The organism is Pontibacter beigongshangensis (assembly GCF_014332515.1).
Lineage (GTDB): Bacteria > Bacteroidota > Bacteroidia > Cytophagales > Hymenobacteraceae > Pontibacter > Pontibacter beigongshangensis.
On record NZ_VFSD01000011.1, the window covers coordinates 47,942 to 63,487 of the forward strand.

The 15,546-nt window shown below is 47.6% G+C and carries 8 protein-coding genes; all 8 read right to left on the reverse strand.

Features of this window, described 5'->3' with window-relative positions:
- Positions 1 to 389 precede the first annotated feature (389 nt).
- The 8 genes from FJM74_RS10490 to FJM74_RS10525 all read right to left on the reverse strand — a co-directional run bounded on the left by FJM74_RS10490 (position 390) and on the right by FJM74_RS10525 (position 15,486).
- The gene (locus FJM74_RS10490; protein WP_187262556.1) at positions 390 to 905 is read right to left on the reverse strand and encodes a lipid-binding protein; all 516 of its coding nucleotides are present in this window, start codon (positions 903 to 905) and stop codon (positions 390 to 392) included.
- A 39-nt stretch (positions 906 to 944) separates the two neighbouring features.
- Entirely contained in the window at positions 945 to 1,649 is a 705-nt protein-coding gene (locus FJM74_RS10495; RefSeq protein ID WP_187262557.1) for an immunoglobulin-like domain-containing protein, read from the reverse strand.
- Positions 1,650 to 1,672: 23 nt separating this feature from the next.
- Positions 1,673 to 3,142, reverse strand: a complete 1,470-nt coding sequence (locus FJM74_RS10500; protein WP_187262558.1) for a SusD/RagB family nutrient-binding outer membrane lipoprotein — start codon at positions 3,140 to 3,142, stop codon at positions 1,673 to 1,675.
- 20 nt (positions 3,143 to 3,162) lie between these two features.
- Complete coding sequence (locus tag FJM74_RS10505) at positions 3,163 to 6,315, reverse strand: SusC/RagA family TonB-linked outer membrane protein (RefSeq protein WP_187262559.1); 3,153 nt, start codon at positions 6,313 to 6,315, stop codon at positions 3,163 to 3,165.
- Positions 6,316 to 7,239: 924 nt separating this feature from the next.
- A complete protein-coding gene (locus FJM74_RS10510; protein WP_187262560.1) occupies positions 7,240 to 7,764 on the reverse strand; it encodes a hypothetical protein in 525 nt (174 codons plus the stop codon).
- Positions 7,765 to 7,789: 25 nt separating this feature from the next.
- Positions 7,790 to 9,259, reverse strand: a complete 1,470-nt coding sequence (locus FJM74_RS10515; RefSeq protein WP_187262561.1) for a SusD/RagB family nutrient-binding outer membrane lipoprotein — start codon at positions 9,257 to 9,259, stop codon at positions 7,790 to 7,792.
- A 13-nt stretch (positions 9,260 to 9,272) separates the two neighbouring features.
- Positions 9,273 to 12,383: a SusC/RagA family TonB-linked outer membrane protein gene (locus FJM74_RS10520; RefSeq protein ID WP_187262562.1), complete on the reverse strand. Its 3,111-nt coding sequence runs from the start codon at positions 12,381 to 12,383 to the stop codon at positions 9,273 to 9,275.
- Between the two features lie 703 nt (positions 12,384 to 13,086).
- Positions 13,087 to 15,486 carry a prolyl oligopeptidase family serine peptidase gene (locus FJM74_RS10525; protein WP_187262563.1) on the reverse strand — a complete coding sequence of 800 codons (2,400 nt, stop codon included), beginning with the start codon at positions 15,484 to 15,486 and terminating at the stop codon, positions 13,087 to 13,089.
- Between the last annotated feature and the right edge of the window lie 60 nt (positions 15,487 to 15,546).

The window sequence follows — 15,546 nt, forward strand, 5'->3', positions numbered from 1 at the left end:
TTGTCTCAGCCTGTAAATACTCTTTGGGTCTATTTTTATTCAAATAATTTGCCCTTTACCGAACAGGGCAGGCTAAATGTGCTACCAAGTGCTTTGCCAAATTCAAAACTAGAAATGATGGCAGATATGCTTTCTGGCGGCTTCAAAAGCACTCAACTCTTCTAAAAATCAAATTGGAGGAGCACGAGTGTATAAGTTGGCAGGTAATGCATGTCCCGGGTAATTATTCTAATGAAAATGGCCCTCCGGAGCCTTCTATCTTAATGCTCCGAAGGCTGAGCACAGAAATTTGTTTGTGAATCGCTGTTTGGGCATTAAAAAAAGCTTCTTACAGAATGGCAGGTAAAAAACATGTCATTCTGTAAGAAGCTTTTTTTAAATGTCAACTCCTAAAAGCCTGTGCTTCTGTGGCCCGAAACATGATAGATCGTGCCGTAGGGGGCTTCGTCATCGCTGAAGGATACGCGGAAGTAAATGCTATCGGTTCTTGCTCCAGTAACCATGGTGCCATCTTTAATTACTTTCCCGTCAGTAATGGTAACCTGATTTTCATTAGTTGGATCGTCCAGTTCACTTTGATTGCCCAGTTCACTTCCGGAAAAAGTCAGGTTACTCATGTTAACGTTTGCTTTAACTTTGTAAGCCCAGAAGTTTCCATGATCATCTACCCAAATCTCCTGCCCGTTGTCTGCGGCGGTGTTATAGACTAAAAGGTGCGTTTCCCCAACCCCGTAAATGTCCTCGAAAACGTTCGGGCTTGTTTCTACTTTATAAGTCACGGTCCAGTCGCCTGAGACCGGGTGCGTAGACGAATTTTCTACCTTCAGGTCATCATCTTCGTCGCAGGAAATGAAGAGGCCCGGGATCAACAGGATGGCTAGTATAAGTAAATTCTTGATTCTCATATCCAAATGTTTAATATTTCTTTTTTAAGCTCCTACCAGTTACTCCTTTTCCCAAACCTTTACCTGGTCTATCAGCGGAGGTGAGAAAGTGGGTCTTGTCATGCGCAAATCCAATGTACCGTTGGCCAGCCTGGTGCCATACCCGTAGATCGGCACCAGGCTTTCCTGCATAGGTATGTTCAGATTTACCCCATCTGAAGTCAAGATGTATCCGGCTAGTACCACCGTGCTTCCTCCCCCCCAGAAGTTAGTGGCATAAAACACGCCGTCTGCTACCTTAGTAATATCAGAGGCCGGAGAAGTACTGCTTATGTAGTGCCCTGACAGGTCAACGGTAGGATCCGGGGCCGCATCCAGTACAATTAACGTTCTGGTTGTTGACCCTGAGAAGTTATCAGAATTGGTGGCCGAGTAGGTGATAGTGTAGATGCCCGGAACATTGGTATCGATGGAGCTGGTATAACTCACATTGCTGGGGTCTGAATTTGCCGGATCGATATAGGCGCTTCCGACAACGGAGGTAGTGATCTCAATCTCCTGCCCCGACTCGGTTGCCACCACACCCGGCTCCACATATTCTTCACCCTTTACCAGCACCACCAGCCCGCCTGTCATTTCAAAGTCCGGGTAGGTAGTAACAAAAGAAATGTTTGCAGTCTCATCATCCTTTTCGCAGCTGAGCAGGGCGAAAGACGTCAGTAGCATCATCATAACCGATGCTACTATTCTATTTTTATGTCTCATGGCTTTACCTTGTAAGTTCAACATTAGTCTTTAACATCCCACCAAACCGCTACGGAGAGCTCTTTTAAACCCGGATAGTTCTGATTCCGGATAGACTCCGTGTTTGGATATAGTATTCGCTTAGGGATGACACTTTCTGAAGCTGCCGCTGATAGTTCTATAAAGCTTGGATAGCCCGTTCTCCTATACTCTGTCCAGGCCTCAAACCCTTGTGTACCATTAAAGGATATCCATTTTTGGGTAATTATCCGCTCCACCTGCGCTTCTACAGTGCCACCTGCCGGATATGCTACGTCTGGCTGTTGCAGCAGCGCGTCCACTCCGGCAACATTGTCTCCCACATAGTCAAATGAAGCTCTGATTCCCTGGGCATAGAGGTCACTTGGCACACCAACGCCGTTGGTCCAGCCTCTGGCAACCGCTTCGGCCTGCAAGAAGTAACTTTCAGCCGCCGTAAGAAGCGGAACGGCAGTAGTGGCACTGGCAACAGATGGCCCTGGCTTAGATATGGTGTTGGCCTGCTCGCCAGTCCGGCCAGGAGCACATTCTGTTCCTTGGTCAACTCCCACAAAAGTGCCTGCATTGGCACCTGTTTGTGCCGGAGCATAAAAGTTATCGAGTCTGGGGTCGCCGGTGGTTTGCAAGTAGGTGAGGGCAGTATTGCTGGCCACTACGTCTACGCCTCCTCTAAAGGTTACCTGTGTCTGAAAGAATGGGTTCCGGTTTTGTGTCTGATTGGCAAACGGCACATCGGCGGTTTCTCCCATGCCGAGGAACTCGGCACCTGCCGTGTACATTTCCTGTATGCCAGCCTGTGCTACGTCAGGTCTTACGTAGGCCTGGCGCAGGTAAATGCGCAGTTTTAAGGTATTGGCAAACTTCCGCCACAGGTTCATGTCTCCTCCAAAAATAAGGTCATCGGATGCGGGCACAGGCGCGTCGGCATCTATTTTGGCAATGGCCTCATTCAGTAACACGATCAGGTTGGTGTAGATCTCCTCCTGGCTCTGGTACTCCGGGTTCAGATTGGTTAAACCTTCCAGGGCAGAGGTGTAAGGCACATCGCCCCAGGCATCTGTAATTACCTGAAAGGTATAAGCCTGCATGATCTGGCCGATCGCTGCGTAATTCGGGCTATTGGTCTCCGTAGCCTGGTCGGCAACATACCTGAAATCATTTAGCGCTCCTGCATAAAGCTCTGCCCAAACACGCGTATCATAATCCGAAGAAGTCATCTGGTAGAGTTCCAGGTCGCAATACTGGTTGGCACCTCCCGACTGGGTCCAGTGCTGCGCAAAGAAGTTACCCAGAAACTGGAACTGGTTGCCCAGTATATAGGCTACTTCGCCTTGCCCGGCTGGTAAGGTAAGTGCTGGTGTAGAGGAGGGCGGGTTGTTCGGATCATCATTGATATCCAGAAAGTCTTCGCAGGCAGTAAGGCCTAAAGAAGTTGCAAAGGCAGCAGCCAGCATACATTTTTTATAAGTTTTCATGATTCTTGCCTTCAATTTTCTTAAAAAGTAAATCTGACGTTGCCTCCCCAGGTGCGGGTAGATGGTGTACCGCTATAGTCGTAACCCTGCAGGTTTCCGTTCCCGAAGCTGTTCATTTCCGGGTCTATGTATGTGTTCTCATCCGGTGTCCACAGCAACAGGTTGCGGCCCGATACCCCCAGCTCAATATTACCAAAGAATGTTTTCTCAGTAACAGAAGCGGGCAGCTTGTAAGACAAGCTCACTTCCCTCAGCTTGGTAAAAGAGGCATCGATGATGTTGGTCGCCTCAGGCAGGTTACCCCAGTAGTCGTACAGGTTGTCGTTGGTGATCGCTGTTGTATTCTCGATGTATTCATCTGTTGTCCCTACCTGCACTACTGAGTTAGGCAGGATGAAAGGCTGGCGGTCGTTGTACAGGGTTTCAGGAGCCGTGCCTGCAAAGCGCTGTGTAGCCCGTGTTCTGGAGTACATCTTGCCGCCTTGCCGCGTATCGAACACGATGGAAAAGCGAAGCCCCTTGTAAGTTACGGTGTTTACAAGGCCGCCCTGCCAATCTGGCTGAATGCTTCCCTGGTAGGTTGGTTCGTCTGCGAGCCGTGGCCGCCCGGTTGTTTCGTTCACAACAATACGTCCCTGCGGGTCGCGCCTGATATCGTCGGCTTTAAACATACCGTAGGGCATGCCCTCTGTTATCATCAATGAAGCTGAAATCAAGCCTCCCAGCGAGATTTCATTACCTCCATAGACATCTTCTACCACATTTTTGTTTTTTGTGTAGTTAACACTCAGGTCCCAGGAGAAGTCGTTTGTCTCGATGATGATACCGCCAACCAATAACTCGACCCCTTTGTTACGCACGGTTGCCGCATTCAGAAAGGCAGAGCCAAAGCCTGTAGCATAAGAGATAGGCACTTCTATGATCTGGTCGGTAGACTTAGAATCGTAATAAGCGGCATCCACTCTTACGCGCTCATTGAACAGGCGCAAGTCAGCTCCCACTTCCCATGAACTTGTATTTTCCGGCTTCAGCTGAGAGTTTCCGATTATATTGCTCACCTCAAAGCCTGGGATGCCCGCAAACGGAAAATTAAGGTCGGTGCCACTAAAGCCATCGGTAATATTGCCAGATACGAACACCGACCTTGTACTGTAAGGCAGGGCATCGTTTCCTACGTTAGCATAATTGGCGCGTAACTTTGCAAAGTTAATAGGAGTGCTCTCATTCAGATTTAAGGCTGATGCAGCATCAAAGGCTAAGTTTACGGATGGGTAGAAGAAACTATTGTCGCCTGTGGGCAGCGTAGACGACCAGTCGTTACGCCCGGTAAGTTCTAACCACAGATAGTTTCTGAAACCAAATTTAGCGGAACCGTAGAGGCCGATCAGGCGCCGCATTTGGCGCGTACTGGTTACCAGAGGTGTACCCACAATATTGCTTAACGACTGGTACTCGTTGTTGGCCAGGGCATCGGCCTGTGCAAACAAGTCATCGCTCGACCGTTGGTTTATGTTATTACCAACCAACAGCTGCACATCAAAATTCTCTGTCAGGTCGCGGTTGTAGGAGATCATAAAATCTGAGTTGGTCTCTCTGTTGTAGATCTGCCGCTCGGTGTACATACCGTTGTCCTTGGTGGCTTCGTTCTGACCTGTCACATCACGAATAGCCATAAACTGCTTGCGACGGTCCGTAAAGAAGTCGGTACCAATCCGGTATGTCAGGTTCAGGTGCTCATTTACTTTATAACCAAAATTAACATTCCCGAACATGCGGTCCACATCGTTTTTGTAAGTCTGGTTTCTGAGAGACCAATAGGGGTTAACCGTGTAAGGGGAGTAATAGCCAGCCTCATCGTTAAAAGGGCTAGACAGATCTTCCAGCTCCCGAACCGGAATATCGCGCGGCGTTTGAATGAGTTGGTTAAAAGCCGAATTTCCCTGCCCGGTCATGGCAAAGTCGCCACCAGACTTGGTGTAAGTTATGGAAACCGCTGATGTGAAATTATTGGCCAGGTTGGCAGAGCCTTTAAAAGCAAGGGTGTTCCGGTCATAATCGGTGGTAGGCACAATACCTTTTTGCCGTGTGTTGGAGTAGGAAGCATAGTAATTCGCTTTCTCGCCACCACCCGACAACGACACACTGTTGGTCATGTTGGAGCCATAGTCAAAGAACTCCTTGATGTTATCTGGCAGCGCCGCATAAGGCTTAACTTTCTGCTGATTGTTCACTACCTGGCCCCAAGGTAGCAATTCTCCGTTAAAACGCGGACCCCAGCTGGTGTTCTCCAGCAAATCGGGCTCGCCAAAAAAGCCCTGCCCGTACTCATTCTGAAATTTAGGATAACGGAGTACATCTTCGATGTGGTAGGAAGAAACTACACTTATCTCCGCCTTTCTGTTCGTGTTCCTGCCTGACTTCGTCGTAATCATGATAACGCCATTTGCAGCACGGGCACCGTAAAGCGCGGCGGCGGCAGGACCTTTCAGAATATTTACCGACTCAATATCATCAGGATTAATGTCGTTAGCCCGGTTCCCGGCATCCACCCCGTTGTTAAGGTTATCACCGAGCCCGGGCACACTGTTGGGAGAACTGTTATCTACAGGAATACCGTCGATAACAAACAAGGCCTGGTTATTCTGCGATATCGATTTCGCTCCCCGTATTACCACACGGGTAGAAGACCCTGGCCCGCCACCCTGGTTCTGTATGTTAACACCTGCTACCTTCCCCTGCAAGGAGTTTAACACACTCCGGTCGCGCCCCTGGGTAAGCGACTCAGATGTTATTTGCTGCGTGGCATAGCCTAATGTTCTCTCTTCTTCCCTGCGTCCGAGCGCTGTTACCACCACTTCCTGCAGTTGCTCCGAATCAACAGCCAGGGAAACATTTATCGTAGCAGCGCTTCCGATTTCACGTTCAATGGCTTTGTAGCCAATTGCACGAAAAATAAGCGTTCCGCCCTCTGCAGGAACATCCAGGGAAAATCTTCCATCTAAATCGGCGGCAGTGCCCATAGTAGTTCCCTTCACCTGTATGGACACACCAGGCAAACCTTCGCCAGTAACCTGATCGGTTACAGTACCTGAAATGGTTCTTTCTTGTTGTGCAAACGCCAGTATTACGAGCGCAAACACAAAGCTAAAAGTGAGTAGTATACTCTTCTTCATGCTAAAATTATTAATCATTATTTCATTGTGGACAGTATTGGACAGAATACTCCAAATTGAAGGCGCTGCTTGCTGATTAACTCGTTATCAGACACCTCATATTGGCCTTAAATTTAAGTTATTAGGGTGAAAAGCTAAAAGAGCAGGAATTGGTTGCTTGTGGAAGAAATCAGAATGGCATAAGCTAGAACACTACCCGGAATTTCCTGGTGTAGTAATCTCTACAGACGGGTGAATTGCCCTAAATTCGAATTTTTTGGGTGAAAAATTCAATTCAAGAACTAAAAATCATTTGTACGAAATTCTTTAATAGTTGTTCCAATAATTGTATTAATTGAATATATTACTGGATTTATATAAAAATATAGAACTTATCCATTTTAATGCCATTTGGTGCCCCCTTGGGAATATATTAAAATATAGGTGCAGAAACTGGAGTTTCCAGTTAGAGATAGCTTGACGGTTTGGGAGCCATGGATGTAGAACGGCTTTTTAAAGAGATAAGTGACAGGGCCTTAGTAAGAGCGCACCACAAGATGCATCAAAAGCCTGCCTATACCTAGTATAAGATGGTACCACCGCTAGGTATAATGAGGGTACCGGGCTCGTTATATAAAGCAGGAACAATTTAAGCAGTTTCGCACTTCCTGCTTCGAGGAGGAGCTTAGGCATAAAGTGGAAGCAGGTGAAGGGTACCGTTTCTCTGTGTAAAATTGCTGTAGTGCTCACCTCTTCTTTCCAATAAACAGTGCCGGAAGCTGCGTGGCGCTTCTCATGTATGGCGCGGCCCCGGGTAGTTTAGAATAGATAAAAACACTACCCACGCAATGTTAGGGAAGGGCAGAATTTGCCAGACATCGTATAATAAAAAAAGGCTGCCCAATAGGAGCAGCCTTTTTTTATTTGTTATAACTTTAGCTAAACCTATTGCACGAGTCTAGCTCTAACCTGCACAGGAATAATGGTTTCATTATTATCCAGCGTAATCATAAACATGAAAGCAATTTCACCGCCTGCCTTAATCAGCTTGTTAGCATCAGTTTTAGCAGCTTCACCGGTTTTGGCAGCAAACTCATCCAGGTTAGTGGTGAACGTAGCCGTAGTGCCGTTACCCGAAATCGGAGCTGTGTTATAGGCAGCAGTAGCTCCTGTGCCGCCAACTACCGCGCTGCCTACATTACCTGCGTTGATGCTTGTACCTCCGGCTACCACTTTAGTTATTTCTCTGATGGTTCTTCCACTGTTCTCCGGAATAGAAAGCGTAAACGTGATATTACCTCCACCAGAAATGGAATGCGTAATGTAAGGGTTGAACCCGTGCGTGGTAGTACCAGGGTAAGTTACTGGCACTGCCGGTCTGTTATCGCTATAGAACACACCATATTCTTTGTCGCAGGAAGATAGCGTAACAGTGGTCAAAAGCATTAATATGATTAATATATTCTTCATCTTTTAGCTTAATTATTGGTTATAACTAATTAACATCCCACCATACTGGCACGTTCGAGTACACATTGTTCGGGAAGCTTGGGTTACGTGCAACTTCCTGGTCAATGTACTGGGCACGCACGGGTCTGGTACCATCTATACCAACCGCATTCTGGTGAGGTGCCAGCGTAGGATAACCTGTTCTTCTCCAGTCGTTCCACTGCTCTAATCCGTTACCGGTCATAGAGATGTACTTCTGTGTTATAATCTGCTCGATCTTCTGTGCATCTGTACCAGCCAGTGTTACCACGGTTGGGTTAGCAGCAAAGTACGCATCGATATTGGCATCTGATATACCAACAGAAGACATAGAAGCCCGGATACCTTCGGCATAGAGGGCTTGCGGGTCGCCGGCAGTACCTAAGCGGATAGCAGCTTCAGCTAAGATAAAAGCACGCTGCCAGTTGGTCAGCAAGCGTACTGGCGCTGATCCGTCTTCGCCGGTTATATAAGTACCGAACATCGACCTGGTAGCAGGAGTTGGGGCAGTGCCTCCAAATCCGTTGTCAATAGTTACATAGTCACCACTCGGCTTTGTTACAAAAGCGTCCAGCCGCGGATCGTTCAGGCCTTTCAGCAGGTTTACGAACCGGGTACTCATCATCTGGTCTGTTCTAAAAGAAGAGATGTTGGTGTACGTATGGATCGGGTTCTGACTACCAATCTGTCCGCCAAATTTAACTGACAGGTTCTGGTCGTTCGCCACAATGTAGTTGTTGGCCTGAATAACGGAGTTGATAACATCACGGGCTACAGTAGGCTCTACCTGGCTGATCTGCATAGCCAGTTTCAGCAACAGGGTGTTGCCGGCACGCTTCCACTTGTCCATTTCGCCACCGTATACCAGGTCATCGTTTCCAGGAGAGGCTGCACTTGCTAATTCCAGGTCAGCCAGTCCTTCCCTTACCAGGTCAAACAGGCTCTGGATACCTTCCGCTTCGTTACCCAGGTAAATATCACGCTGAGAATCCAGGCTAGGTTGCGGAATTTCAGCACCCTGCAGAGCCTCCGAGTAAGGCACATCGCCCCATACATCTGTGGCAATAGCAAAGGTATAAGCCTTCATGATTTTAGCGATACCGGTATAGGCAGGTGAGTTGATTTCCTCTGCCGCCTGGATCAGTTGCTCGTAGTTAACAAGAGCGCCTCCGTATATCTCAAATCGCCACTGGTTACCAAAGTCAGCACCATCTGTGTTGTAGCGGTCATAATCTACCGGGCTGCCTGCCACCCCGGCCGTTACGCTCATGATGGCACTTGTAAACCTGTTCAGCTCATTTGCATTTGCAAAGGCAGAACCCACCAGGCCTGTTGGCAATAAGGTGGACGGAGGCACGGCTGTCGGGTTGTTCGGCGTCTCGTTAATATCTAAAAAGTCGTTGCAGGAGACTAATGATGCCGAAAGAGCGAGCGTTACCCCGATTACTATATTTTTCTTTATCAATGAAAATTTCATATGTGTCTTTTAATTAAAATGTTACGCGAAGGTTGATACCGTAATTTTTAGTTGTTGGCACACCATTCATATCCATTCCCTGAATGTTCCCGGCACCCTGCGTGTTAATTTCAGGATCTGAAGGGAAACCTGGGGCGTACATCAACAGGTTTCTGCCACTAACACCAAGAGAGATGCCTCCGAAAGGAGTTCTGGACAGCAGGCTTTCTGGCAGCGCGTAAGACAGGGCAACCTCTCTTAATCTGTAAGAAGTAGCATCGAACACAGCAGCTTCAGAAGCAAGGCCACCTAAGCCAGCCCAAAAAGTCTGAGCAGAAACCTGGATGTTGTTAGGGCGGTAAGTTCCGTCGCTATTAGCAATTACACCCGGCAGGATGCGTGGCTGGTCACGGTCTACAGCTGTTTCAGCTACGTGTCCTGCTGAGCGCATATCAACCTGAGAGAAAGAGTAGATCTGGCCACCTTTGTTGATGTCGAACAGGGCAGAAAGGTTAAAACCTTTGTAGCTGAACGAGTTGTTGATACCAACAGTATAATCTTTCTGTGGATTAGATATTACTTTGCCGGCCACACCTGGCATAAAGCCACCTGTTGTAGGGTTTACCAGAAGATCGCCGTTCTCATTTCTGGCATTGGCTGTACCAATTACCACACCGTAAGGATAACCAACCGCAATAGACGGCGCAATACCGATAAATGAGTCTCCGGTAATAGTAGAGTTTTCTACACCTTCTGCAATAGAGATAACTTTGTTGCGGATACGGGTAAAGTTCACCATGATATCCCACTCAAAATCACCTGTTCTGATCGGTGTACCTGACAGCTGCAGCTCTATACCTCTGTTTCTCATTTCACCGATGTTGGTGGTTCTGGTGTCGTAACCGGAAGCGTTAGAGATAGCAACGTTGAAGATCTGGTTCGTACTGGTTGTGTTGAAGTACGTGAAGTCAACACCTACACGGTTGTTGAAGAACCCTAAGTTGAAACCACCTTCATAAGAAGTTACAAATTCCGGCTTCAGCTGGTTTGAACCGATACGGGTACCGATCTGGAAACCAGGGATGCTACCTCCGCCTACTGACAGCGGGAAAGTTACACTGGCCAGGTTATTACCAAAGGTTGACTGGGTAAATACAGACTGCAGCAAATAAGGGTCAGCGTCACGGCCTACACGGGCAATGTTACCTCTTACTTTGGCATAAGAAAGAATGTCTGACTGAATGTTGAAAGCCTCAGTTGGCACAAAGCTAACGGCAGCAGACGGATAGAAATAAGCATTGCTTCCGGCTGGCAGCGTAGACGACTTATCTACACGGGCAGAAAGCTCCAGGAACAGATAAGACCTATAATCTAATGATAACTGACCATAGTGGCCCAACAGTCTTCTTTTGGTGTTACTCTCATAAGAGCTGGTAAAGATAGAACCGTTACTTACGTTATCGAAGCCTGGAATTACCAGTGATTCAGAGATTACACCAGACTGTTTGAATGTACGCTGGTTAATGTTCTGACCCAATAACAAGGTAGCGCTCAGGCCTTCTGTAAAGATGTCGCTTTTACGGGCTGTAATCATCAGGTCGCCGTTCAGCTCTGCTCTTGTTCTCAAATCTTCATCAATCTGGCCTTCCGGAGCTCTGGCAGCACCTATTCGCAGCACCTGGCGTCTTGTATCAGCATAAGTATCAGCCGTTACACGGTAAGTTACGTTCAACCAGTCAGCAAAATCGTACCCTACTGACAGGTTACCGAACACACGGTCTACGTTGCTTTCGAAGAACTCATTCTCTAAGCTCCAAAGCGGGTGGTTCTGGCTGGGAAGGAAATAAATACTGTTTCCGTTTACATCTTTGTAATCCATGCCAGTCAGGTTAAAGCTTCTTGGCACACGTGTAATCTGCCCAAACGCACTGCCACCATTACCCATGGTAGCACCCTTCTGAGAAGTCTTCACATAAGAAACTGTACCACCTACCTTAATACCATTGTTCAGAGCAGAGTTACCGCCAACCTGCACACTGTGTCTGTCAAATCCGCTTTCACGAATCACACCTTCCTGCAAAGTGCTGGAGAGGGCAGTGCTGAAGTTGTTCTTCTCATCGCCACCGGCTATGTTAAGTGAGTTCATCAGGAACTTGCCTGTCTGGTAAAAATCCTTGATGTTATCAGGATAAGCACGATAAGGAACACTTTCGCCCCAGATAGTAGTTACGTTGTCAAAACCAGGGGTTCCAAAGCGAGGACCCCAGGAGTTAGTGGAGTTGTTTACGTAGTTGTTTTGAGTACCCTGGCCGTATTCGTTCTGGAACTCTGGCAGGTAGGCAATATTCTGGAAGTTAACAGATGAGTTGAAAGTAACCTCTGTTTTGCCTTTCATTCCTCTACCACTCTTGGTAGTAATTACAATTACACCAGCAGATGCTCTTGAACCGTAAAGCACAGAGGCAGCCGGGCCTTTCAGGATGTTGATAGACTCAATGCTTTCCGGGTTGATATCGGCCAGACGGTTAGAAGGCTGCGAACCAAAAAGCGTGTTCTGAGAGTTGTCTACATCGTTGCTGAAGATGATACCATCTACCACAATAAGCGGCTGGTTGCTTCCGTTAAATGAAGTAATGCCACGAATGTTGATGTTGGTGGAGGCACCCGGGGCGCCAGACGCGCCAGTGATGTTAACACCTGCTACTTTACCTTGCAGGGCATTCAGCACATTTGGCTCAGAACGTTGAGAAATGGCATCGCCCTGCACTGTCTGGGTAGCGTAACCCAACGAGCGCTCATCTCTTTCAATGCCCTGCGCTGTAACCACTACTTCGCTAAGCTGCTCGGCATTTACCGAAAGCACTACATCAACAGTTGAAGAGGAGCCAACTGCACGCTCTACTGACCTGTAGCCAATAGCACGGAAAATCAGGGTCGAGTTTTCTGCAGGAACACTTACTGAGAAATTGCCATCAATGTCTGTAGCAGTACCTGTGGTTGTGCCCTTCACCTGAATGGAGACACCGGGGAGACCTTGCCCCGTGGCCTGATCAGTTACAGTACCTGTAACTGTCCGACCCTGTGCAAACGCCTGAACGACAAGCGCAAACACAAAAATGAAATTGAGCAGTATACTCTTCTTCATACTTGAGTTGTTTAGATTGTAAAATGTTTAAGATAGGATAGTTTATTTTCCAAATATATAAAGCAATAACCAATTTAAAAACTTATTAATATTTTTTTTGTCATACACTGAAAATTCACAAATTTTTAATTACAAACGTTAATTTTTAGATAATTATCAAATAACTAACGTTAGTTATTTGATAATTATCGCCATCATAATATAATTTTATGCCGAAACGAATCAAGGTCAAATCAATATTTCTTTTACCTATTTTGCCCTGGCCCAGCCGGCTTTTATAATTACCTGATAATCAGGCAAAACACATTTGGAAAAATAAAAATAAAAAAATTTGTAAACTATATAGGGAAGTGGTGATCCTAACAGCAATTCTATAGTGCTTCACTGAAGTAGTTCTTATAATTTCCTATTATATAGCGGAGCACAATTTGCACCATATCTGTGATATCAATTGCACGAATACTTGCTCTACGAATTTAAATAATTGAAGTTTCCTATATCACTATATCGAAATACCCTGATTTACAAGCCTGAAAACCTGCTTCTTATGCCTGAATTATCTCCTGCAACAAAAGGGATATGCAAAAAAGAATACCACCCTTAATTCATTTAGGCAATCCGGTTTATAGCGGAACAAATCAGATTGCATCATTTTAGCTGATCTTCAACAACCCTTACTATAACAATTACAAGAGCATTCTATTTATTTTTTAAGATTATGCTCAAATAACTTAAAAATGCGCTTATACTCATCGGTCCAGCTGGCTGGTTCTGTAAAGGCGTGGTCCTCTACAGGATACACCGCCAGTTCCCAGTTATCTTTCCCTAACTCAATCAGCCGCTGCGACAGACGCACGATATCCTGGAAATGCACATTGGTATCTACCATGCCATGGCACATGAGCAAAGCTCCTTTTAGCCCCTCAGCATAATATATAGGAGAGCTTTTGGTATAAGCCAGGCTGTCTGTATGTGGGGTGTTAAGAATGTTGGAAGTGTAGCCATGGTTGTAGTGCGCCCAGTCTGTAACAGAGCGTAAAGCGGCACCAGCAGCAAACACATCAGGCTCGGTAAACATGGCCATCAGCGTAATAAAGCCGCCGTAGGAGCCACCGTAAATCCCGATCCGCTCTGGGTCTGCCTGGTACTGCTCCACCAGATGCCTGGCTCCGTCTACATGGTCTGTCAGGTCTTTTCCGCCCATAAACTGGTAAATGCCGGTACGCACATCGCGGCCATAGCCGGCACTGCCTCTGTAATCGATGTCCAGCACGGTGTACCCCTGGTCTACCAGAAAATTATGGAACATGTACTCTCTAAAGTAAGAACTCCACCACTTGTGGGCATTTTGCAGATAGCCAGCCCCGTGTACAAAAATTACAGCCGGCCCATTGACCTGAACTGTAGCTGGCTTATACACCCTGGCATGCACATCGGCCCCATCCCGGGCCTTAAACGTAATTACCTCCGGGTCACGCCAATTATAGGCGGCAAACTCCTCCGATGCCGACTGTGTCACCTGCCGCATGGCAGCTCCCTTTTTATTATCCATCAGGAAGAGCTCCCAGGGCTTGTTCGTATAAGAATACCGGATAGCCAGTTTCTTCTCATCCGGCGACATGACTACCTGGTGCGCACCAGGCTGCGTGGTTAGCTGCACCATTTCCCCTCCCTGCAAAGGCATGCGGTAAAAGTGCTGCTCCCCAGGGTGCACCTGGTTAGCCGTAAAATACCAGCTCTTCTTATCCCGCGACAGCGATACATTAGATACTTCGAACTTTCCGCTGGTCAGGGCTTTTTTGTCTCCGTTTCTGGCATGACACTTATATATATGTGCATAGCCGTTTTCTTCCGATATAAACCAGATGTGCTCGTTGTCGGGCATCCAGCCGATATCGCCTGCTCCATAGCCAATGCCGGGGCCACCTATCCAGGCATCGTCGTGCTGGCGGTCGAGGAGACTCAGCTTTCCGCTGGCAGGGTCAAAGGCTAGAATCCAGCGGTCTTTGTTATCGGCAGACCGGGCTACCACCACTGCGCTCTTACCATTGTCGGACCAGTATGGCCCGTAGAGTGTTGTGGCGCGGGTTTCCTGCTTGGCAGCCTTGCCTGCTGCCTCTTTTTCTCCCGACGATTTTGTTTTCTGATCTTTCAGGTAAGCGGGCTGCTCCGCTATGCCTGCTACCGTAGCCATGGAAACGGCAAAGGTGGTGTCGCGGCGGGTATCGTACACAAAGAACTCCGTGGCCATCTGAGCATCGCCTACTTTTGTGCGGGCGTCAATAGCTTCGGTGTAACCCGAGGCAGTCACGAAGGCAGGCACCAGGGTTCCTTTGGCATCGGCAGGCCGCTTTATGAGCCTGTAGGTGATAAAGCGCTCATCCGGGCTCAGCACCACATTGTCTACCGTCTTCTCCTCTATGTATATTTCTTTTGGTTGTGATGGGGTGTCGGCCTTTTGCTGCTTTTCGGCAGCCTTTTTATCTGCGTCCTGCTCGCGTATGATCTGGAAGAGCTCTAGTTGCTGCTTGCGCAGCCAGGCTTTCTGCGGGTCTTTGCTCTCCGCATCGGCTGGCTTCCTTCCTTTCCTGAAATCGGTGAGTTGGGTTACCTGGCCGCCGCTCAGCGCCCAGGTATACATGTTGTTATCTTTGAGAAACACCACCTTCTGCTCATCAAAGCTAAACGAGGGGCTGCTTTCGCGCTCTACCGTGCTGGTTAGCTGCTGCACTTTCCCCGATCTGATATCGAGCAGGAAAATGTCGCCGTTCTTCTCGTACACTTTTTTGCTCCTGGCTTTGTTGTAGCGGCCATTGCTGGCTGGCAGGTTGCGGCGTTCCCGGGCGCTTACTTTTGTAATGTTCTTCCCATCAGAAGAAACGCTGTAAAGAGAGTCGTTGCGGTTGCCCTCGGGGTTCCAGTTAAAATATATCCTGCGCCCGTCTTCAGACCAGGTTATATTTGTTGGCGAGGTTCCCATCCACTTCGGGTCCCGCATTATTTTCTCCACACTCAGGGCCATTTGCCCCTCCTGCGCCTGCACTGCCCCTATTTTCACAATGAACAGGAGTGCAAATACAGGCCAAACTCTGCTTAAGAACATAAAAAATAACTGAACTGATGTAGGTAGATTACTAGCGCATGGGGTGCAGCCAAAGCTGCA

Bases quoted from the DNA above. Each gene is read 5' to 3' on its own strand.
- FJM74_RS10525 (WP_187262563.1), bottom strand. From the start codon at position 15,486: ATGTTCTTAAGCAGAGTTTGGCCTGTATTTGCACTCCTGTTCATTGTG.
- FJM74_RS10520 (WP_187262562.1), bottom strand. From the start codon at position 12,383: ATGAAGAAGAGTATACTGCTCAATTTCATTTTTGTGTTTGCGCTTGTC.
- FJM74_RS10515 (WP_187262561.1), bottom strand. From the start codon at position 9,259: ATGAAATTTTCATTGATAAAGAAAAATATAGTAATCGGGGTAACGCTC.
- FJM74_RS10490 (WP_187262556.1), bottom strand. From the start codon at position 905: ATGAGAATCAAGAATTTACTTATACTAGCCATCCTGTTGATCCCGGGC.
- FJM74_RS10500 (WP_187262558.1), bottom strand. From the start codon at position 3,142: ATGAAAACTTATAAAAAATGTATGCTGGCTGCTGCCTTTGCAACTTCT.
- FJM74_RS10505 (WP_187262559.1), bottom strand. From the start codon at position 6,315: ATGAAGAAGAGTATACTACTCACTTTTAGCTTTGTGTTTGCGCTCGTA.
- FJM74_RS10495 (WP_187262557.1), bottom strand. From the start codon at position 1,649: ATGAGACATAAAAATAGAATAGTAGCATCGGTTATGATGATGCTACTG.
- FJM74_RS10510 (WP_187262560.1), bottom strand. From the start codon at position 7,764: ATGAAGAATATATTAATCATATTAATGCTTTTGACCACTGTTACGCTA.